11 protein-coding genes are annotated in these 14,745 nt (G+C 66.4%); 2 read left to right on the top strand and 9 right to left on the bottom strand.

The features are described 5' to 3' along the window. Positions 1–54: 54 nt before the first annotated feature. Complete coding sequence (locus XBLMG947_RS13460) at positions 55–1,548, bottom strand: MATE family efflux transporter (protein ID WP_065469182.1); 1,494 nt, start codon at positions 1,546–1,548, stop codon at positions 55–57. Between the two features lie 340 nt (positions 1,549–1,888). Between XBLMG947_RS13460 and XBLMG947_RS13455 the strand changes: the two genes are divergently transcribed. Next, positions 1,889–2,296, top strand: coding sequence for an RNA-binding S4 domain-containing protein (locus tag XBLMG947_RS13455; RefSeq protein WP_065469181.1), 408 nt, complete (start codon positions 1,889–1,891; stop codon positions 2,294–2,296). A gap of 136 nt (positions 2,297–2,432) precedes the next feature. On the opposite strand, the gene katG is transcribed toward XBLMG947_RS13455, so the two are convergent. Further along, positions 2,433–4,679 (bottom strand): catalase/peroxidase HPI, encoded by a 2,247-nt coding sequence (gene katG / locus XBLMG947_RS13450; RefSeq protein WP_065469180.1) that lies wholly within the window; start codon positions 4,677–4,679, stop codon positions 2,433–2,435. A gap of 765 nt (positions 4,680–5,444) precedes the next feature. On the opposite strand from katG, the gene XBLMG947_RS13440 reads away from it, so the two are divergent. Further along, the gene (locus XBLMG947_RS13440) at positions 5,445–5,894 is read left to right on the top strand and encodes a DUF4440 domain-containing protein (RefSeq protein ID WP_065469178.1); all 450 of its coding nucleotides are present in this window, start codon (positions 5,445–5,447) and stop codon (positions 5,892–5,894) included. Here the strand turns inward: XBLMG947_RS13440 and XBLMG947_RS13435 are convergent. The 7 genes from XBLMG947_RS13435 to aztA all read right to left on the bottom strand — a co-directional run bounded on the left by XBLMG947_RS13435 (position 5,854) and on the right by aztA (position 14,168). Further along, positions 5,854–7,302 (bottom strand): hypothetical protein, encoded by a 1,449-nt coding sequence (locus XBLMG947_RS13435; protein ID WP_245228187.1) that lies wholly within the window; start codon positions 7,300–7,302, stop codon positions 5,854–5,856. The genes XBLMG947_RS13440 and XBLMG947_RS13435 overlap by 41 nt on opposite strands. A gap of 28 nt (positions 7,303–7,330) precedes the next feature. After that, on the bottom strand, positions 7,331–9,523 hold the full coding sequence (locus XBLMG947_RS13430) for a TonB-dependent receptor (RefSeq protein ID WP_065469176.1): 2,193 nt from the start codon (positions 9,521–9,523) through the stop codon (positions 7,331–7,333). 80 nt (positions 9,524–9,603) lie between these two features. After that, positions 9,604–10,629 carry a WD40 repeat domain-containing protein gene (locus XBLMG947_RS13425; protein WP_065469175.1) on the bottom strand — a complete coding sequence of 342 codons (1,026 nt, stop codon included), beginning with the start codon at positions 10,627–10,629 and terminating at the stop codon, positions 9,604–9,606. Beyond that, positions 10,626–11,591: a CobW family GTP-binding protein gene (locus XBLMG947_RS13420; protein ID WP_065469174.1), complete on the bottom strand. Its 966-nt coding sequence runs from the start codon at positions 11,589–11,591 to the stop codon at positions 10,626–10,628. The genes XBLMG947_RS13425 and XBLMG947_RS13420 overlap by 4 nt, the downstream gene beginning before the upstream one ends. Next, positions 11,588–12,547, bottom strand: a complete 960-nt coding sequence (locus tag XBLMG947_RS13415) for a metal ABC transporter substrate-binding protein (protein ID WP_065469173.1) — start codon at positions 12,545–12,547, stop codon at positions 11,588–11,590. The genes XBLMG947_RS13420 and XBLMG947_RS13415 overlap by 4 nt, the downstream gene beginning before the upstream one ends. Beyond that, positions 12,544–13,422 (bottom strand): metal ABC transporter permease, encoded by an 879-nt coding sequence (locus tag XBLMG947_RS13410; protein WP_219819462.1) that lies wholly within the window; start codon positions 13,420–13,422, stop codon positions 12,544–12,546. The genes XBLMG947_RS13415 and XBLMG947_RS13410 overlap by 4 nt, the downstream gene beginning before the upstream one ends. Next, positions 13,419–14,168 carry a zinc ABC transporter ATP-binding protein AztA gene (gene aztA / locus XBLMG947_RS13405; protein ID WP_065469172.1) on the bottom strand — a complete coding sequence of 250 codons (750 nt, stop codon included), beginning with the start codon at positions 14,166–14,168 and terminating at the stop codon, positions 13,419–13,421. Before aztA ends, XBLMG947_RS13410 begins: the two co-directional genes overlap by 4 nt. Positions 14,169–14,745 lie beyond the last annotated feature (577 nt).

Below are 14,745 nucleotides of genomic sequence, written 5' to 3'. Positions count from 1 at the left end.
AACGCGCGTGCCGAGAGAATCGCGGAGCCATCGGTACGCCTGCCGCAAACGCGACTAACGCTGTGGCGCCCGCGGTAGATGCTGCCCGCCCGGCGCGTCGTTGAGCGGGGCCGGGTCGGCGACTGTTGACGCCGGATGCGCCGGTACTTCGGCTGCAGCCGCAAGTTCGGACGGATGTGTCGGCGTGGCCAGCATGCGCGCCGTGCGCCAGCCGCCCCAACGGTAGTACGCCAGCGACAGCAGCATCGAACAGGTCGAACTGATCGGAAAGCTCCACCACACGGCGTCGGCGCCCAGATGCGGCAACAGGATGTTGGCCAGCGGCACGCGCACGCCCCACAGTGAAAACGCCAGGATCAACAACGGTGGAATGACCGCGCCGGTGGCGCGCACCACACCCGATATAACGAAGCTCACGCCGAACAGCAGGAACGACCAGACCGCGATGTGGTTGATGTGCCGCGCGATTTCGAGCGTGGCGCTGCCCTCGGGCAGAAACAAGGCCAGGGTCCAGCGATCGAACAGGATCAACAGCACGATCAGCATGCCCGTCATCAAAAAGTTGGCGGCGATGCCGGTGCGTGCGACGGCATCCACGCGCGGCCAGAGACCGGCGCCTACGTTCTGCGCAGCCATGGTCGAACAGGCGGCACCCACCGCCATTGCGGGCATTTGCACGTAGTTCCACAGCTGTAGCCCAGCGCCGAACGCAGCAGCGGTTTCGGTGCCGAATCCATTGACCAGCGACAGCATGGCGATCATCGCCAGCGAGATCATCACTATCTGCAAGCCCATCGGCACGCCTTTGACGATCAGCGCGCGCAAGATGGTGGTGTCGATGAGGAACAGGCGTAAGTCGCGCCGGCCCAGCCACAAGACATGGCGTTTTTTGCGCAGATAAATCAGCAGGCCGGCCAGCGCGACGACCTGCGCGATCAGCGTGGCCCACGCCGCGCCGGCAATCCCCAGCGCTGGAAACGGGCCGATGCCAAACAGCAGCAGAGGGTTGAAGACGATGTCCAGCAGCACCGACAACAACAGGAAACGAAACGGCGTGCGTGCATCGCCGGTGCCGCGCAGTGCAGCAGACAGAAAGGCAAACAGGTAGAGCGTCGGCATCGCCAGGAAGATCACCCGCAGATACTCTTCCGCCAGCAGTTGCGAGGCAGCCGGCGTGCCCATCGCAGTGAGCAGGTGCGGCGCCAGGTACCAACCGAGCACGGCGATCAGGGCCGACAGCCCGCTGAAGAAGCTTGCGCTGGTGCCCATCACCTTGCGTGCCTGGGCGACATCGCGCGCGCCCATCGCCTGTCCGATCAGGATGGTCGAGGCCATGCCGATGCCGAACACCGAGCCGATCAGGAAGAACATGATGCTGTTGACATTGGCCGCCGCCGTCAGCGCTTCTTCTCCCAGATAGCGGCCGATCCAGATCGCGTTGACCGAGCCGTTGAGCGACTGGGCGATGTTGCCGGCCATGATCGGCAGTGCGAACAACAGCAGGTTTTTGCCGATCGGGCCTTCGGTCAGGACAGCGGATTTTGGCATCGCAGTCGTATCGTCGCGCAGAGGTTGTGCACACTAGCATTGCGCGGGTGGGTCCGGATGTAGCATGCGCGTGGCTGCAATGTGACACGGCCGGCGCCGGTATCGGCTGACCCGGAGGGTGTGACTGACAAGGGGCAATGCGGTGTCGTCGCGCCTCTTTGGGGACGCACTTGGTTCTGGCCGCTTGAGTTCCGAGGCCATTGCCCAGATATCGGCTTCGGCGCAAACCAACGTCGCCGCCGACGCCGGCAGCCAAGCCGGCGTTCCCGAGATCGCAGTGCTTGCGCGCCCCCCACGGTGCGCTGCGCGAGCCAACGCACGACACGAGACCGCGAGACGAATGAATCTGGAACTGCAACAGGCGACATCGGTCAGGCTGGATGTCTGGCTGTGGGCGGCGCGCTTTTTCAAGACACGCAGCCTGGCCAAGAACGCAGTGGAGACCGGCAAGGTAGATGTCGCGGGGCAGCGTCCCAAGCCATCGCGCACGCTACGCAGCGGCGAACAGTTGCGCATCGACCGCGGCGGCGAAATCTTCGAGATCACCGTTGCCGCGCTCAGCGATGTACGCGGCCCGGCGCCGGTGGCACAGGCGCTGTATGTCGAAAGCGATGGCTCACGCGAGGCCCGCGCGCAATGGCGCCTGCAGCGCGCGGCCGAGCGCACCGGCTATCGTGCGCCTGAGGGCAAGCCAGACAAGCGCGCGCGTCGGCTGATCGCGGCACTGGGCGACATCGACGCGTTGTAGCGCACTGCCGCGGGAGATTGCTGCCGCAGCAAACACCGCAGCAACCCTTGCAGACGCAAACGGCCCGGTCATCCGGGGCGTTTGCGTTACGGTGCTCACTCACACGCGTCGTGCAACTGCATGTGGTCGCAAGGACTCAGGCCAGATCGAAGCGATCCAGCTGCATCACCTTGGTCCATGCGGCGACGAAGTCCTGCACGAACTTTTCCTGTGCGTCGGCGCTGGCATAGACCTCGGCCACCGCACGCAGGATGGAGTTGGAGCCAAACACCAGATCCACACGTGTGCCGGTCCAGCGGTGTTCGCCGCTGCTGCGGTCGCGGCCTTCGTACAGGTCCTTCGCTTTGGAGGTGGCCTTCCATTCCGTGCGCATGTCGAGCAGGTTGGCAAAGAAGTCGTTGCTCAACACACCGGGCCTGCTGGTGAACACGCCGTTCTTCGAGTCGCCGACGTTGGCGCCCAGGACGCGCAGACCGCCGACCAGCACGGTCAATTCCGGTGCGGTGAGGGTGAGCAGCTGGGCCTTGTCGATCAACAGCGCTTCGGCAGGCACCGCGTAGCGGCGCTTGGCGAAGTTGCGGAAGCCGTCGGCCACCGGTTCGAGCACGGCGAAGGATTCCACATCGGTCTGTTGCTGCGAGGCGTCGGTACGACCGGGTGCGAACGGCACGGTGACCTGGTGGCCGGCTGCCTGCGCTGCGTGTTCGATGGCTGCATTACCAGCCAGCACGATCAGGTCGGCCAGCGAGATCTTCTTTCCGCCCGACTGCGTGGCGTTGAAGTCGGCCTGGATGCGTTCCAGCGTGGCCAGCACTTTGGCCAGTTGCTCGGGCTGATTGGCCTGCCAGTCCTTCTGCGGCGCCAGACGGATGCGCGCACCGTTGGCGCCGCCGCGCTTGTCCGAGCCGCGGAACGTCGATGCCGAAGCCCACGCCGTGAACACCAATTGCGCCACGCTCAAGCCCGAGGCCAGGATGGTCTGCTTGAGCGCAGCTGCGTCCTGCGCATCGACCAGTGGGTAATCGACCGCCGGCACCGGGTCCTGCCATACCAACTCTTCCGCAGGCACGTCTGCGCCCAGGTAGCGTGCGCGCGGGCCCATGTCGCGGTGAGTGAGCTTGAACCAGGCGCGTGCAAAGGCATCGGCGAACTGCTCCGGATGCCGGTGGAAACGGCGCGAGATGGCTTCGTACGCGGGGTCGAAGCGCAGTGCCAGATCGGTGGTCAACATGGTCGGGCGATGCTTCTTGGAGGCATCGTACGCATCGGGAATGATGGCGTCGGCGTTCTTGGCCACCCACTGGTACGCGCCGGCCGGGCTCTTGCTCAGCTCCCACTCGAAGCCGAACAGATGGTCGAAATAGTCGTTGCTCCACTGCGCCGGGGTGGTGGTCCAGGTGACTTCCAGGCCGCTGGTGATGGTGTCGGTACCCTTGCCGCTGCGGTAGCGGTTCTGCCAGCCGAAACCCTGGTTTTCCAGCTCGCCTGCTTCGGGCTCGGCGCCGACGTTATCGGCCGGGCCGGCACCGTGGGTCTTGCCGAAGGTGTGGCCGCCGGCGATCAACGCCACGGTCTCTTCATCGTTCATCGCCATGCGCGCGAAGGTGTCGCGGATGTCGCACGCGGAGGCGATGGGGTCGGGTTTGCCGTCCGGACCTTCCGGATTGACGTAGATCAGGCCCATCTGCACGGCGGCCAATGGGTTCTCAAGATCGCGGCTGTGCGGCACTTCGCTGTCGTCGTCCTTCACCAGCACGCCGTGCGTTTCCTCCACGCCCGGCGAGCCGCGCCAATAGCGCTCGTCGCCACCCAGCCACTTGGTTTCGCGACCCCAGTACAGATCCTGATCCGGTTCCCAGGTGTCTTCGCGGCCGCCGGCAAAACCGAAGGTCTTGAAGCCCATCGATTCCAGCGCGACGTTGCCGGTGAGAATCATCAGGTCGGCCCAGGAAATGGCCTGGCCGTACTTCTGCTTGATCGGCCACAGCAGGCGGCGCGCCTTGTCCAGGCTGACGTTGTCCGGCCAACTGTTGAGCGGCGCAAAGCGTTGTTGCCCACGTCCGCCGCCGCCACGGCCATCGCCGATGCGATACGTGCCGGCGCTATGCCAGGCCATGCGCACGAACAACGGGCCGTAATGGCCGAAGTCGGCCGGCCACCAGTCCTGCGAATCGGTCATCAATGCATGCAGATCTTGCTTGAGCGCCTGTAGGTCCAGGCGCTTGAACGCTTCTGCATAGTTGAACGACCGGTCCAGCGGATTGGACTTGCTCGAATGCTGGTTGAGCAGATCCACGCGCAGCTGCTTGGGCCACCAATCGCGATTGGTGGTTCCGGTACCGACGACGGCTTGGTTGAACGGGCACTTTGCTTCGGTGGTCATGGCATTTACCTGTGTGCGAGAGCACTTGGGGAACTGCGTGCCGACGGCGGCGACGCGGGTTGGTGGAATCGATGGTGTCGCTATGCCTATTTAATTATCACGAGAAGAGCGGCGCGTCTTCGGAAAATGATGGCGTCACGGCCCTATCCACACCACTGTCGGGTGGCATTGAAACAACGGTTGAGGGCGATCCAATGTGGGGCACGCATCAGGCGGACTCAGCATCACGATGTGGTCACGATAAATGGCGTGGATCGTTTTTAGAATTTGAATTATTCAACCATATCGATAGGGCGCCGCTATGTATCGAGCGCCGCTGCGTCGCCAGGGACTATCTGGCGGCGACTGTTGAACGGGTGCCTGCACGCTCGTGACCGCCACCCAGAGCGGAAGGTGTGCAGTGTGATCCGGCTGCAATCGTCAGGACCGGGAGAATCTGCTGATGTGCGTGCCCAGTGGCGAGACCCAGCCGACCGTCGGCTGCGGCATCTTCGCAAAGGTACGCGGGGATAGAGGGAGCATCGGGCAGGATGCCAGGCGTTACCGCAGTCGTTTGTCCTGCCGGCCTCTTCTGCAGGCTGCGCTATGCGATTTGCATGCGCTGTATTACGGAATACGCCGGTGCATGCTGCCTGGCCTCGCGTCTGCCTGTCGAGAGTTGCCGGGCGAGATTGCGACCAGCATCGTTCAGGTAATATGTTATAAAGTAACAATTGAGTGCGAGGGCATGATCGCCGCATTGCGCTTGACCACCAGGAGCCTGTGATGACCGCTGATGCCCTTCGTGCCGACCACCGACCTGCCGGTGACGAACGCACCGCTGCCTATTGCCTGACCGAAGCCGGCAAGATGTTGCTGCGCTGGGCCGAGACGGTGGGTCGGCGCGACATCGACGCCGTGCTCGCCCTGTACGCCCCGGACGCCATCCTGGTGCCGACGCTGTCGGACGATATCCGCGGGCGCGACGAGGACCGCCGTGCGTACTTCGCCACGTTCCTGGCCGCCGACGGTTTGAGTTGCGGTATCACCGTGCAGAAGAAGCGGGTCAGCGCCAGGCTGGGCACGGTGGTGATCGGCGGGCTGTATACCTTCGTGTTCGAGCGCGACGGCGTCAGCGAACCGGTGCACGCGCGCTTTTTGTTCACCTTCGAAGAGATCGACGGGTGCTGGCTGATCACCGGGCACCATTCGTCGCGCTGTTCGGAAGTGGCCTAGCCGCCCGTTGCGGCCGCCGCCGACGCACGGCGCGGACCGCCAGCAGCAGCCCGGTCAGGCTCAGACACCAACCCAGCGCCAGGAGCCCTAATTGCAGGACGATGTGCAGGCGCGGATGCTCGACCAACCCCGGCAGCCGGGTCGTATGCAGGGCGAAGTACAGCCAGGCATAGGCTTGCCGGCTCCGGTCCAGCAACAGCAACGGCTGGCCGGTGTCGGCATCGACGTAGAGCCGGGCGCCCTTGGGCGTCGCCAAGGTCAGGCATAGCGCGTTGGCCGCGATCGCATCGGCCTGGCGATAGAGCGCGTCGGATGCGCCGTCGATGGTCGTGGCGAGGGGCCAGGCGCGGGTGGCGGCCTGGCCAATGGCGTCCACGCGTGCGGCGCGGGTCAGCGGATGCGCGGCGCCGGCGCCTTGCAGGCGCAGCGTGGTGACAGCGCCACGGCCGTGCCCACTCGCCCATGCCTGGCCACCGACGAGCTGGAAGCCGATCTCGCTGCTGCCCTCCAGTGCGCGCAGCGCGGTCGGAGCGACCCGGGCCAGTGCGGTGTCCAGGTCGGTTCCCGCATAGCGCAGCAGTGCCTCCGGCGCGGGTTGGCCGCGTGAGAACAGCCGGCCATGGTCCATCGACAGCCAGCCGCTGAAGATCCAGGTCAGCACGATGGCGGCAGCGGCCAGGCCCAGGCCATGGTGCCAGCGCAGCAGGCCGCGGTAGGGCGACCAGCCCGTCGGGTGTCGGCGGCGATGCTGCAGGCTGCGGTGGATGCCGAGCGCAGTGCCTGCGAGCGCTCCGGCCAAGGCGCTCAAGGCCAGCCACCAGACGGTGCGATCCCAGGCAACGAAGTCGCGACGCAGCACGCTGAAATACAGCCAGTGCGGAATGGCGCCGAGCCAGTTCCAGCGCCGTTCGGAGCCACGCGTGCGCTGCATCACCTCGCCGGTGCGCGCCGAAACATACAGCGTGGTGCCGTCGGCATCGTCCAGCTCTGCACGATAGAACGGTCGCCACGGATCCAGGCGCTGATGCACGATCCACTGATCGCTCTGCAAGGGGCCGTCCAACCGGCGCACCGGCAGCCGAGCGAAGCGTTCCGCCACGGTGCGCGCCTGGGTCGGGCCGAGCAAGCCGAGCGCAGCGCCGGTGCGGGCGTCGATGCTGACCAGTCGCGTGCCTTGCGCAACCACATAGCGCGGGTGGCCGGCGATCGACAGCAGGCGCAGCCCGTCGCCACCGCGCGTCAGCGCCGCCGCCGGCGCGACCCGCACATCGGCCAGTGCCAGCGGCTCGCTGCCTGCCCAGCGCGCGGCGTCGGGCAGGCTGGGGAATGGAACGAACAGCATCACCAGGCCGCTGCTGAACCAGACCAGGAAGGACAGGCAGAGCGACACCCCTATCCAGCGATGCAACCAGGCCAGTCGTGCCCACAGACGGTGGCTAGAACGTGGCACGCAAGGTCAGTGCGTAACTGCGTGGCTGGCCCAGCATCACTTGCCGGGGATAGGACACGTCGGCCCATTGCACGTAAGCGGTATCGAACAGATTGTCGACCCGCAGGCCTAGCGTGAGCGCAGGCGTCAGCCGATAGCGGGCATAGAGGTCGGTCAGCACATAGCCCTCCAACTGCACGGTGTTGGCGAGATTGCCTGCGCGCGCGCCGACCCGATGCAGATCCAGCCCGAGGTCCAGCGGCAGGCCGGCGACGCTCTCCAGGCGTGAGCCGAGATTGAAGACCGTGCGCGGGACATTCGCCGGACGATTGCCCGACGCATCCAGGCCGCTACCGGGGTCGACGAAATCGCGATAGCGCGCATCGGTAAAGGCCAGGTTGGCGTCGACCATCCAGTGCGCGGTCGGCTGCGCCGAAAGCGACAGTTCCAGTCCGCGCGAGGTCTGCGCGCCGACAGTGCTCAGCACGTCCTGCCCGGTCAGGGTCAGGAGGTTGTCACGGCGGATGTCGTACACGGCCAGCGTGGCGTCGATGCGTTGGTCGCTGCGTGCCGCCTTGATGCCGGCTTCGTACTGGCGCGCGCTGCTCAGGCCGAAGTTCTCGCCGGCATTCACCAGCAGGATGTTCGATCCGGGTGGATCGTTGCCGGTGGTGTAGGACAGGTAGGGCGTCAGCGCCGGGCTCAACGCATAGACCAGTCCGACACGTAGATTGTTCGGCCGGTAACGACGGCTGAAGCTGCTGGCGGGCTGGAACTGGCCCTCGGCATCGAAGTTGCGGCGGTCCAGCGCGAGCGTTTCCCAGCGCCCGCCCAGCACCAGTTTCAACTGTGGGTCCAGGTCCAGCGCGTCCTCCAGAAACAGCGCGGTATTGTTCCATCGGGTCGGGCTGCGTCGTGGTTGACGCGGGCCGAACAGGCCGCTCGGCCCACGCGACGTCGGATCGACGCTGTCGCCGTCGGGAAAGCCGCGCTCGCGCATGAAGTGCAGCTGGTTGTAGTCCAACCCGACCACCAGGCGGTTGGACAGCCGTCCCAACGGTTGGTCGACGCTCAGGCTGGTCTGGCTGCCCCACAGGTGCTGCTGGTGGAAGACGAAGAAGCGGTCGCGATCGAGTTGCCGGGTGCTGGCGTCATAGGCGTAGCTTTCGGCATTGATCCAGCGACGCGATGCGTCGAATGCGAACAATAGGCTGCGCACGCTGACGTGTGCGTTCGGCGTCCACACCAGGGTCGCTTGCGGCGAGGTCTGCCGGGAGGAAATTTCCGCGTCGGTCACGTTGTAGTTGCGGTTGCGCAACGTGGCATCGATCACGCTGCCGTCCATGCTGCGCAAGACGCCATGCAAGGGCGCACGCGCAGCATCGGCCGGCAGCAACGGGGTTCCGAAGTAGGTGCTGGGGTGATCGTTGGCGTAATCGATCGCCAGTTGCACGCTCAGCGCGTCGGTTGGCCGCCACAGCACGGCGGCACTTGCGTTGAGAACGTCCGAGGCGGTTGCGTCGACGAATCCGTCGGAGGACAGCCTGCTGAGATCGGCGCGATAGGCGAGGGCGTCGTTGAGGCGCCCGCCACCGCCCAGGCCGATCTGGCGGCCTCCGAAGCGCGAGGCGCCGGCCAGCACTTCGCCGGACGGCGCCGCCAAGCGCGGTTGCTTGTCGATGACGTTGACCACGCCGCCGATCGCGCCCTGTCCATACAGCACCGAGGCCGGGCCCTTGAGCACCTCCACCGCCTGCAGATTGAATGCATTCAGCGGACGGGCCGTCATGCTCGATGGCCCCACGTACAGGCCATTGTGTAGCCAGGTGATCTGGTCGCCGGTAAAGCCGCGCATCGACAGGCTGGACAGATTGCCCGGCGAGCCACCGCTGGTGATGCCCGGTAGTGCGGTGACCGCTGCCTCGACAGTCTGCAGGTCGCGCCTGCGCATGGCGTCCGCATCGATCGTGTCGAGCGTGGCCGGCGTCCGTGCCGGCGGCAGCCCCAACCGGCCGGCGGTGGGCAGCACCGCATCGGAGGTCGGCGCGACGGCGCGCACGTCGATCCGGTCCAGCGTTGAAACCGTGCTGCCCGCGTCCTGGGCCATGACCGTAGCGGGCACCAGCAGGCCCAGCAGGACGGTCAACCCGTGCCAGCGGGAGACCATCGACGATCGCGGTGCATGGAAAGTCAACGTCATGGAAGCAGACGGGGGTGGAGACGACGCAACGCACGCGGTGCGCGAGGTTGCGGCACTCGGGCGGGCATCAAACAGTCCCGTCATGGCAGCTGCAACGGCAGCCACAACACCTCGCCATCGGCATGCGCGACCAGCAACCAATGCGGTGCAGGCAGGACGGCGAGCAGCGCCACCGGCGCGCGGCCCGGGTGCTGCAGCGTGTGCCATTGCTGCGGCGTGCGTGGGTCGCCCAGCAGCACGCTGCCATCGCTTCTGCCGACCAGCACGCGCGGCGCGTCGGGAAGCGTGCACACGGCCTCGACCATGGTGCCGCTGCCGTCGTCGAACAGCGTCAGCGGAGCGCGACGCAGTGGGCCGTCCGGACCATCGAAGGGCCATAGCAACGCGGGGGCGGTTCCCCCGCTGACCAGCCAGAGCGTGGGTCCGACCCAGCCCCATTGCCGCACCTTGCTGGCATAGCCGGCGATATGCAGTTGTGCGTGGTCGGCCACGCGCCAGCCGTGCAGGGCGGCTTCCTGCATGCTGCTCAGCACGAAGCGGCCGTCCGGCGACCACGTCACGCCCAGATGGCTGCCGCGACATGCGAACGGGGTCGGTCGCCAACCGTCGGTTGCGCGGGTCCAGACCGTGAGCCCGCCGTAATGCGTGACGGCCAGGCGCTGACCCGACGGATCGAAGGCGATGCCGCCCACGCTGGAGGGATGCTCCAGCACCTGCACCTGCCCGTCGGACCCCCACGCATGGACCTGACGGCCCACGGCACAGGCGCGACCGCCGTCCGCCGCTGCGTCGACATGGTCCACCCATTTGCCGGGGAACTGCGCCAACACTTGCAGGCCGACGGCATCCCCGCGGGCGAAGACGCCGTCGTCCCCGCCGCTGAGCACACCGCCATCCGCGTCGGCCGCCAGCGTGAGGATGGCGCCCTCGTGTACCTGCAGGCAGGTCGGTGGCTGTCCTCTGGCGAACCGACGGAGGCAGCCATCGCCCCAGGCAGTGGCCAATTGCGCACCGCAGACCACGGCACGCACCGGGGTCGCGTCGACTCCTACTGTGATCCCTGCCGTCGCGAGCTGGCCGGGCGCGGCGTGCGAGGGCATGTTCATGCCGATGCGCAGGCAGAGAAACCCTCGCGCAGCTGCATGCGGTCGAGATGTCTGCCGATGAAGACCAGTTTGGACACGCGTGGTTGACCGGCCGGCCAGGCGTCCAGGAAGTTGCCGTCGGTCAGCATGTGCACGCCCTGGATCACATAACGCCGCGGTTCGCCGGCCACGTCCAGAATGCCCTTGCAGCGCAGCAGGTCGGTGCCGTGGGTGGCCAGCAATTCGCCGAACCAGCGATCGAAGCGCGCCGGATCCAGCGGCGTGTGCAGCTGCAGCGATACCGAACCGATCTCCTCGTCGTGCTCATGCGTATGGTTTTCGTCGAGAAAGTCCGGCTCGATGTCCAGCACGCGTTCCAGGGTGAAGGCCTGCAGGTCCAGGATCGCGTTCAGCGGCACGTCGCCGCGCTGACATGGGTGGATGCGCGCATACGGGTTGATGCGACGGATGCGTGCCTGCAGACCGTCCAGTTGCGCGGGCGGCACCAGATCGATCTTGTTGAGTAGCACGACATCGGCGAAGGCGATCTGCTCGGCGGCCTCATGCGCCTCGTCCAGATGGGTAGCCAGGTTGACCGCATCGACCACGGTGACGATGGCATCCAGGCGCGTCCTGGCTGCGACGTCCGGATCGACATAGAACGTCTGCGCCACCGGCGCCGGATCGGCCAGGCCGGTGGTCTCGATGAGGATCGCATCGAAATCACGACGTTTCATCAGGCCGTCGAGGATGCGGATCAGATCCCCGCGCACGGTGCAGCAGATGCACCCATTGTTCATCTCGAAGATTTCTTCGTCGGCATTGACCACCAGGTCGTTGTCGATCCCGGTTTCGCCGAATTCGTTGATGATCACGGCGTAGCGGTGGCCGTGCGGTTCGGTGAGGATGCGGTTCAATAACGTGGTCTTGCCGGCACCGAGGAAGCCGGTCAGCACGGTGACGGGGATCTGCGGGGCAATCATGGGGAACTCCTGGCGGGATCGAGCGCTTGCACCAGCGCGATAAGGTTGTGATGCATCAAGTCCAGATAGGTGCTCGCCGGCCCGTCGCGATGCGACAACGCATCCGAATACAAGGTGCCGCCGATGCGGATGCCGGTTTCGCGGGCGATCTGCTGCAACAGCCGCGGATCGGTGATGTCTTCGACGAACAGGGCTGCCGCGCCGTCGTGCCGAATCTGCGTAATCAGGCGGGCGACGTCGTGGGCGGATGCTTCGGCTTCGGTGGACACGCCCTGTGGCGCCTCGAAGCGCAGTCCGTAGGTGGCGGCGAAGTAACCGAACGCATCGTGCGATGTGACGATGGTGCGCCGCTGCGGCGGCAGCGCCGCGATGCTCTGCAGGATCTGCGCATGCAACGCGCGCAGCTGCTGTTGGTAGGCCGCCGCATTGGCGCGGTAGATGCCGGCGCCGTTTGGATCGGCGCTGGAGAGTGCGGCGGCGATATTTGTCACGTAGCGCTCCACGTTGGGAACGCTCTGCCAGGCGTGCGGGTCGAGCGTGGAATGGGCGTGGCTGGCGCGTGCGGTGGCCGCGTCGAGCTGGCGTGGCACGATGCCGGCACTTGCCACCACGATCCTGCCGCGATAGCCGGAGGCGTGGACCAGCCGGTCCAGCCATCCTTCGAATCCCAGGCCGTTGACGATGACCAGATCGCTGCTGCCCAGTGCACGCGCATCGGCCGGCGTGGGTTGATAGACATGGGCATCGCCCTCCGGCCCGACCAGGGTGGTCACCACCACGCGTTGGCCGCCGACCTGGTGCACCAGATCGCCCAGGATCGAAAAGCTGGCCACCACATGCAGCTGTTTGCCACCCTGCGTGACCAGCGCCGGTTGGCGGCGATCCAGCAGCATGACGCTGGCGGCCAGCGCCAGCAGGACGCACACGCCGAGCAGGACATGCAGGCGCCGATTCATCGCGAGGCTCCGGTTGCTGCACGCTGCCGGCGCGGTCGGGCGTTGGCGGCCAGGCTGTCTGCCGGGCCGAGCAGCAGGGACAGCAGATAGACGGTGCCGGCGGCCAGGATGATGGTGGGGCCGGAAGGCAGATCGAAGCGATAGGACAGCCACAGGCCGACCACCGAGGCCAGCACCGCGACGGCAAACGCGATCAGCAGCATCGGCGCCAGGCGCCTGGCCCAGAAACGTGCAGCCGCGGCGGGCAGGATCATGATGCCCACCGCCATCAACGTGCCCAGGGCCTGGAAGCCGGCCACCAGATTGAGCACCACCAGCGCCAGGAACAGCAGGTGGGTGGCCAGGCTGCTGCGCCCGACGGTGCGTAGAAACTGCGGATCCACGCATTCGAGGACCAGCGGCCGATACAGCAGCGCCAGCACGCCCAGGGTCAGCGTGGCGATCGTGCACAGCAGGAACAGCGCCGCGTCGTCCAGCGCCAGCACGCTGCCGAACAACACGTGCATCAGGTCCACGTTGGACCCCTTGAGCGATACCAGCAGCACGCCCAGCGCCAGCGAGATCAGGTAGAACGCCGCCAGCGAGGCATCCTCCTGCAAGCGCGTGGCGCGCGACACCGCACCGGTCAGCACTGCCACCAGCAGGCCGGCGACGATGCCGCCCAGGGTCATGGCGCCCAGTGACAAGCCGGACACCACGAAACCCACCGCCGCCCCCGGCAGGATGGCGTGCGCCATCGCATCGCCGATCAGGCTCATACGCCGTGCGATCAGGAACACGCCGATCGGAGTGGCGCCCAGCGCAATCGCCGTGCAGCCCAGCAACGCGCGCTGCATGAACACGTAGTCCAGGAACGGTTGCCAGGGCAGGGTCACCGCGGGCTCCCATGTGGCGACGGCGTGGCCCACGACGCACTCATGGCATCGGCGGCGAGCCGCGCCTGTTCCAGGGTCTGCGGGCTCAGCGCGCTGCAGGTTGGCCCGTGCGCGATCAGGCGACCGGCGATCAGCAAGGTCTCGGGAAAGTGCTGCCGCACCATTTCCAGATCGTGCAGCACTGCCAGCACGGTGCGGCCTTCCTGGTGCCAGCGGTGGACCAGCCGCAGCAGGTCGGCGGTGGTGTGGCTGTCGATGGCGGTGAACGGCTCGTCCAGCAGGATCAGTTCGGCGTCCTGCAGCAAGAGCCGCGCGAACAAGGCGCGTTGCAGTTGGCCGCCGGATAAGGTGCCGATCGGCTGTTGGGCAAGCGCAGACAGGCCCAACGCTTCCAGCGCCTGATCCAGTTGCGTGGTGTCGGCGCTTCCAAGCCCGCGCAAGGCGCCGATCCGGCGCCACAGGCCCATGGCGACGAAGCCGCGCACGTCGATCGGGAACTGCGTGTCCAGCGCACTACGCTGCGGCAGCCAGGACATGCGCCCGGCATTGCGTTCGATGCGTCCGCGCAGAGGCGGCAATTCCCCGGCGATGGCCTGCAGCAACGTGGTCTTGCCCGCACCGTTGGGTCCGACCAGCGCGGTGAGGCTGCCACGCACGAGGCGCGTCTGCAGGTCGTGCAGCGTGACCTGGGCACCGTAGCCGAGGCTGAGAGCGTGCAAGGCCAGCATGCTCAGGACGTCACCCATGCATAGCCCAGCCACAACACGGATGCTGTCAGCAGCGCTCCGACCAGCCGGACGAGGGCGCCGACCAGCAGTGGGTCGGCGCATGGTTTCATCGGTGCGGAGGCGGGAGCGCGCTCGCGCGGACGGGGTGCTTGCAACACGGCAGGCGTCGCTCGGGATCAATATTGGAATGATATAACATAACTTTTCAGGTGTACTGCAGTGAATGTTTGGTTCGGATGTTGAAACGAAGTCGCGGGTGCCTGGCCGCGGCCAGGGGTGCATGGATCGGCGACCAACAAGGCTGGGCATCTGAGCGATCACTGCAAGGCGCCCCGGGGTGCACTGTCTCCTGTCTAGCGGCCGTGACACACAAGCGGTGGCGACGTGCGAGAGCGCTGGAGCAGACCACGGCCGATTGCGAACGCCGGGTGGCGATCGTTTAGCGCATCGATCTCTGGCCGCCGCGCCCCTCAGTGCCAGCTGTGCACTGGCATGTTGGAGGCGCAGCCAGCGTGCGCCGCGTTCGTGCAGCGGCTTGCGGCAGGGCGGCAGCATCGCCATCGGCGCCCCCGCCGATGTCCTGCTGGCCGCGCGT

This window comes from Xanthomonas bromi (genome assembly GCF_900092025.1).
Taxonomy (GTDB): domain Bacteria; phylum Pseudomonadota; class Gammaproteobacteria; order Xanthomonadales; family Xanthomonadaceae; genus Xanthomonas; species Xanthomonas bromi.
This window is presented reverse-complemented; position numbering and strand designations above follow the sequence as displayed.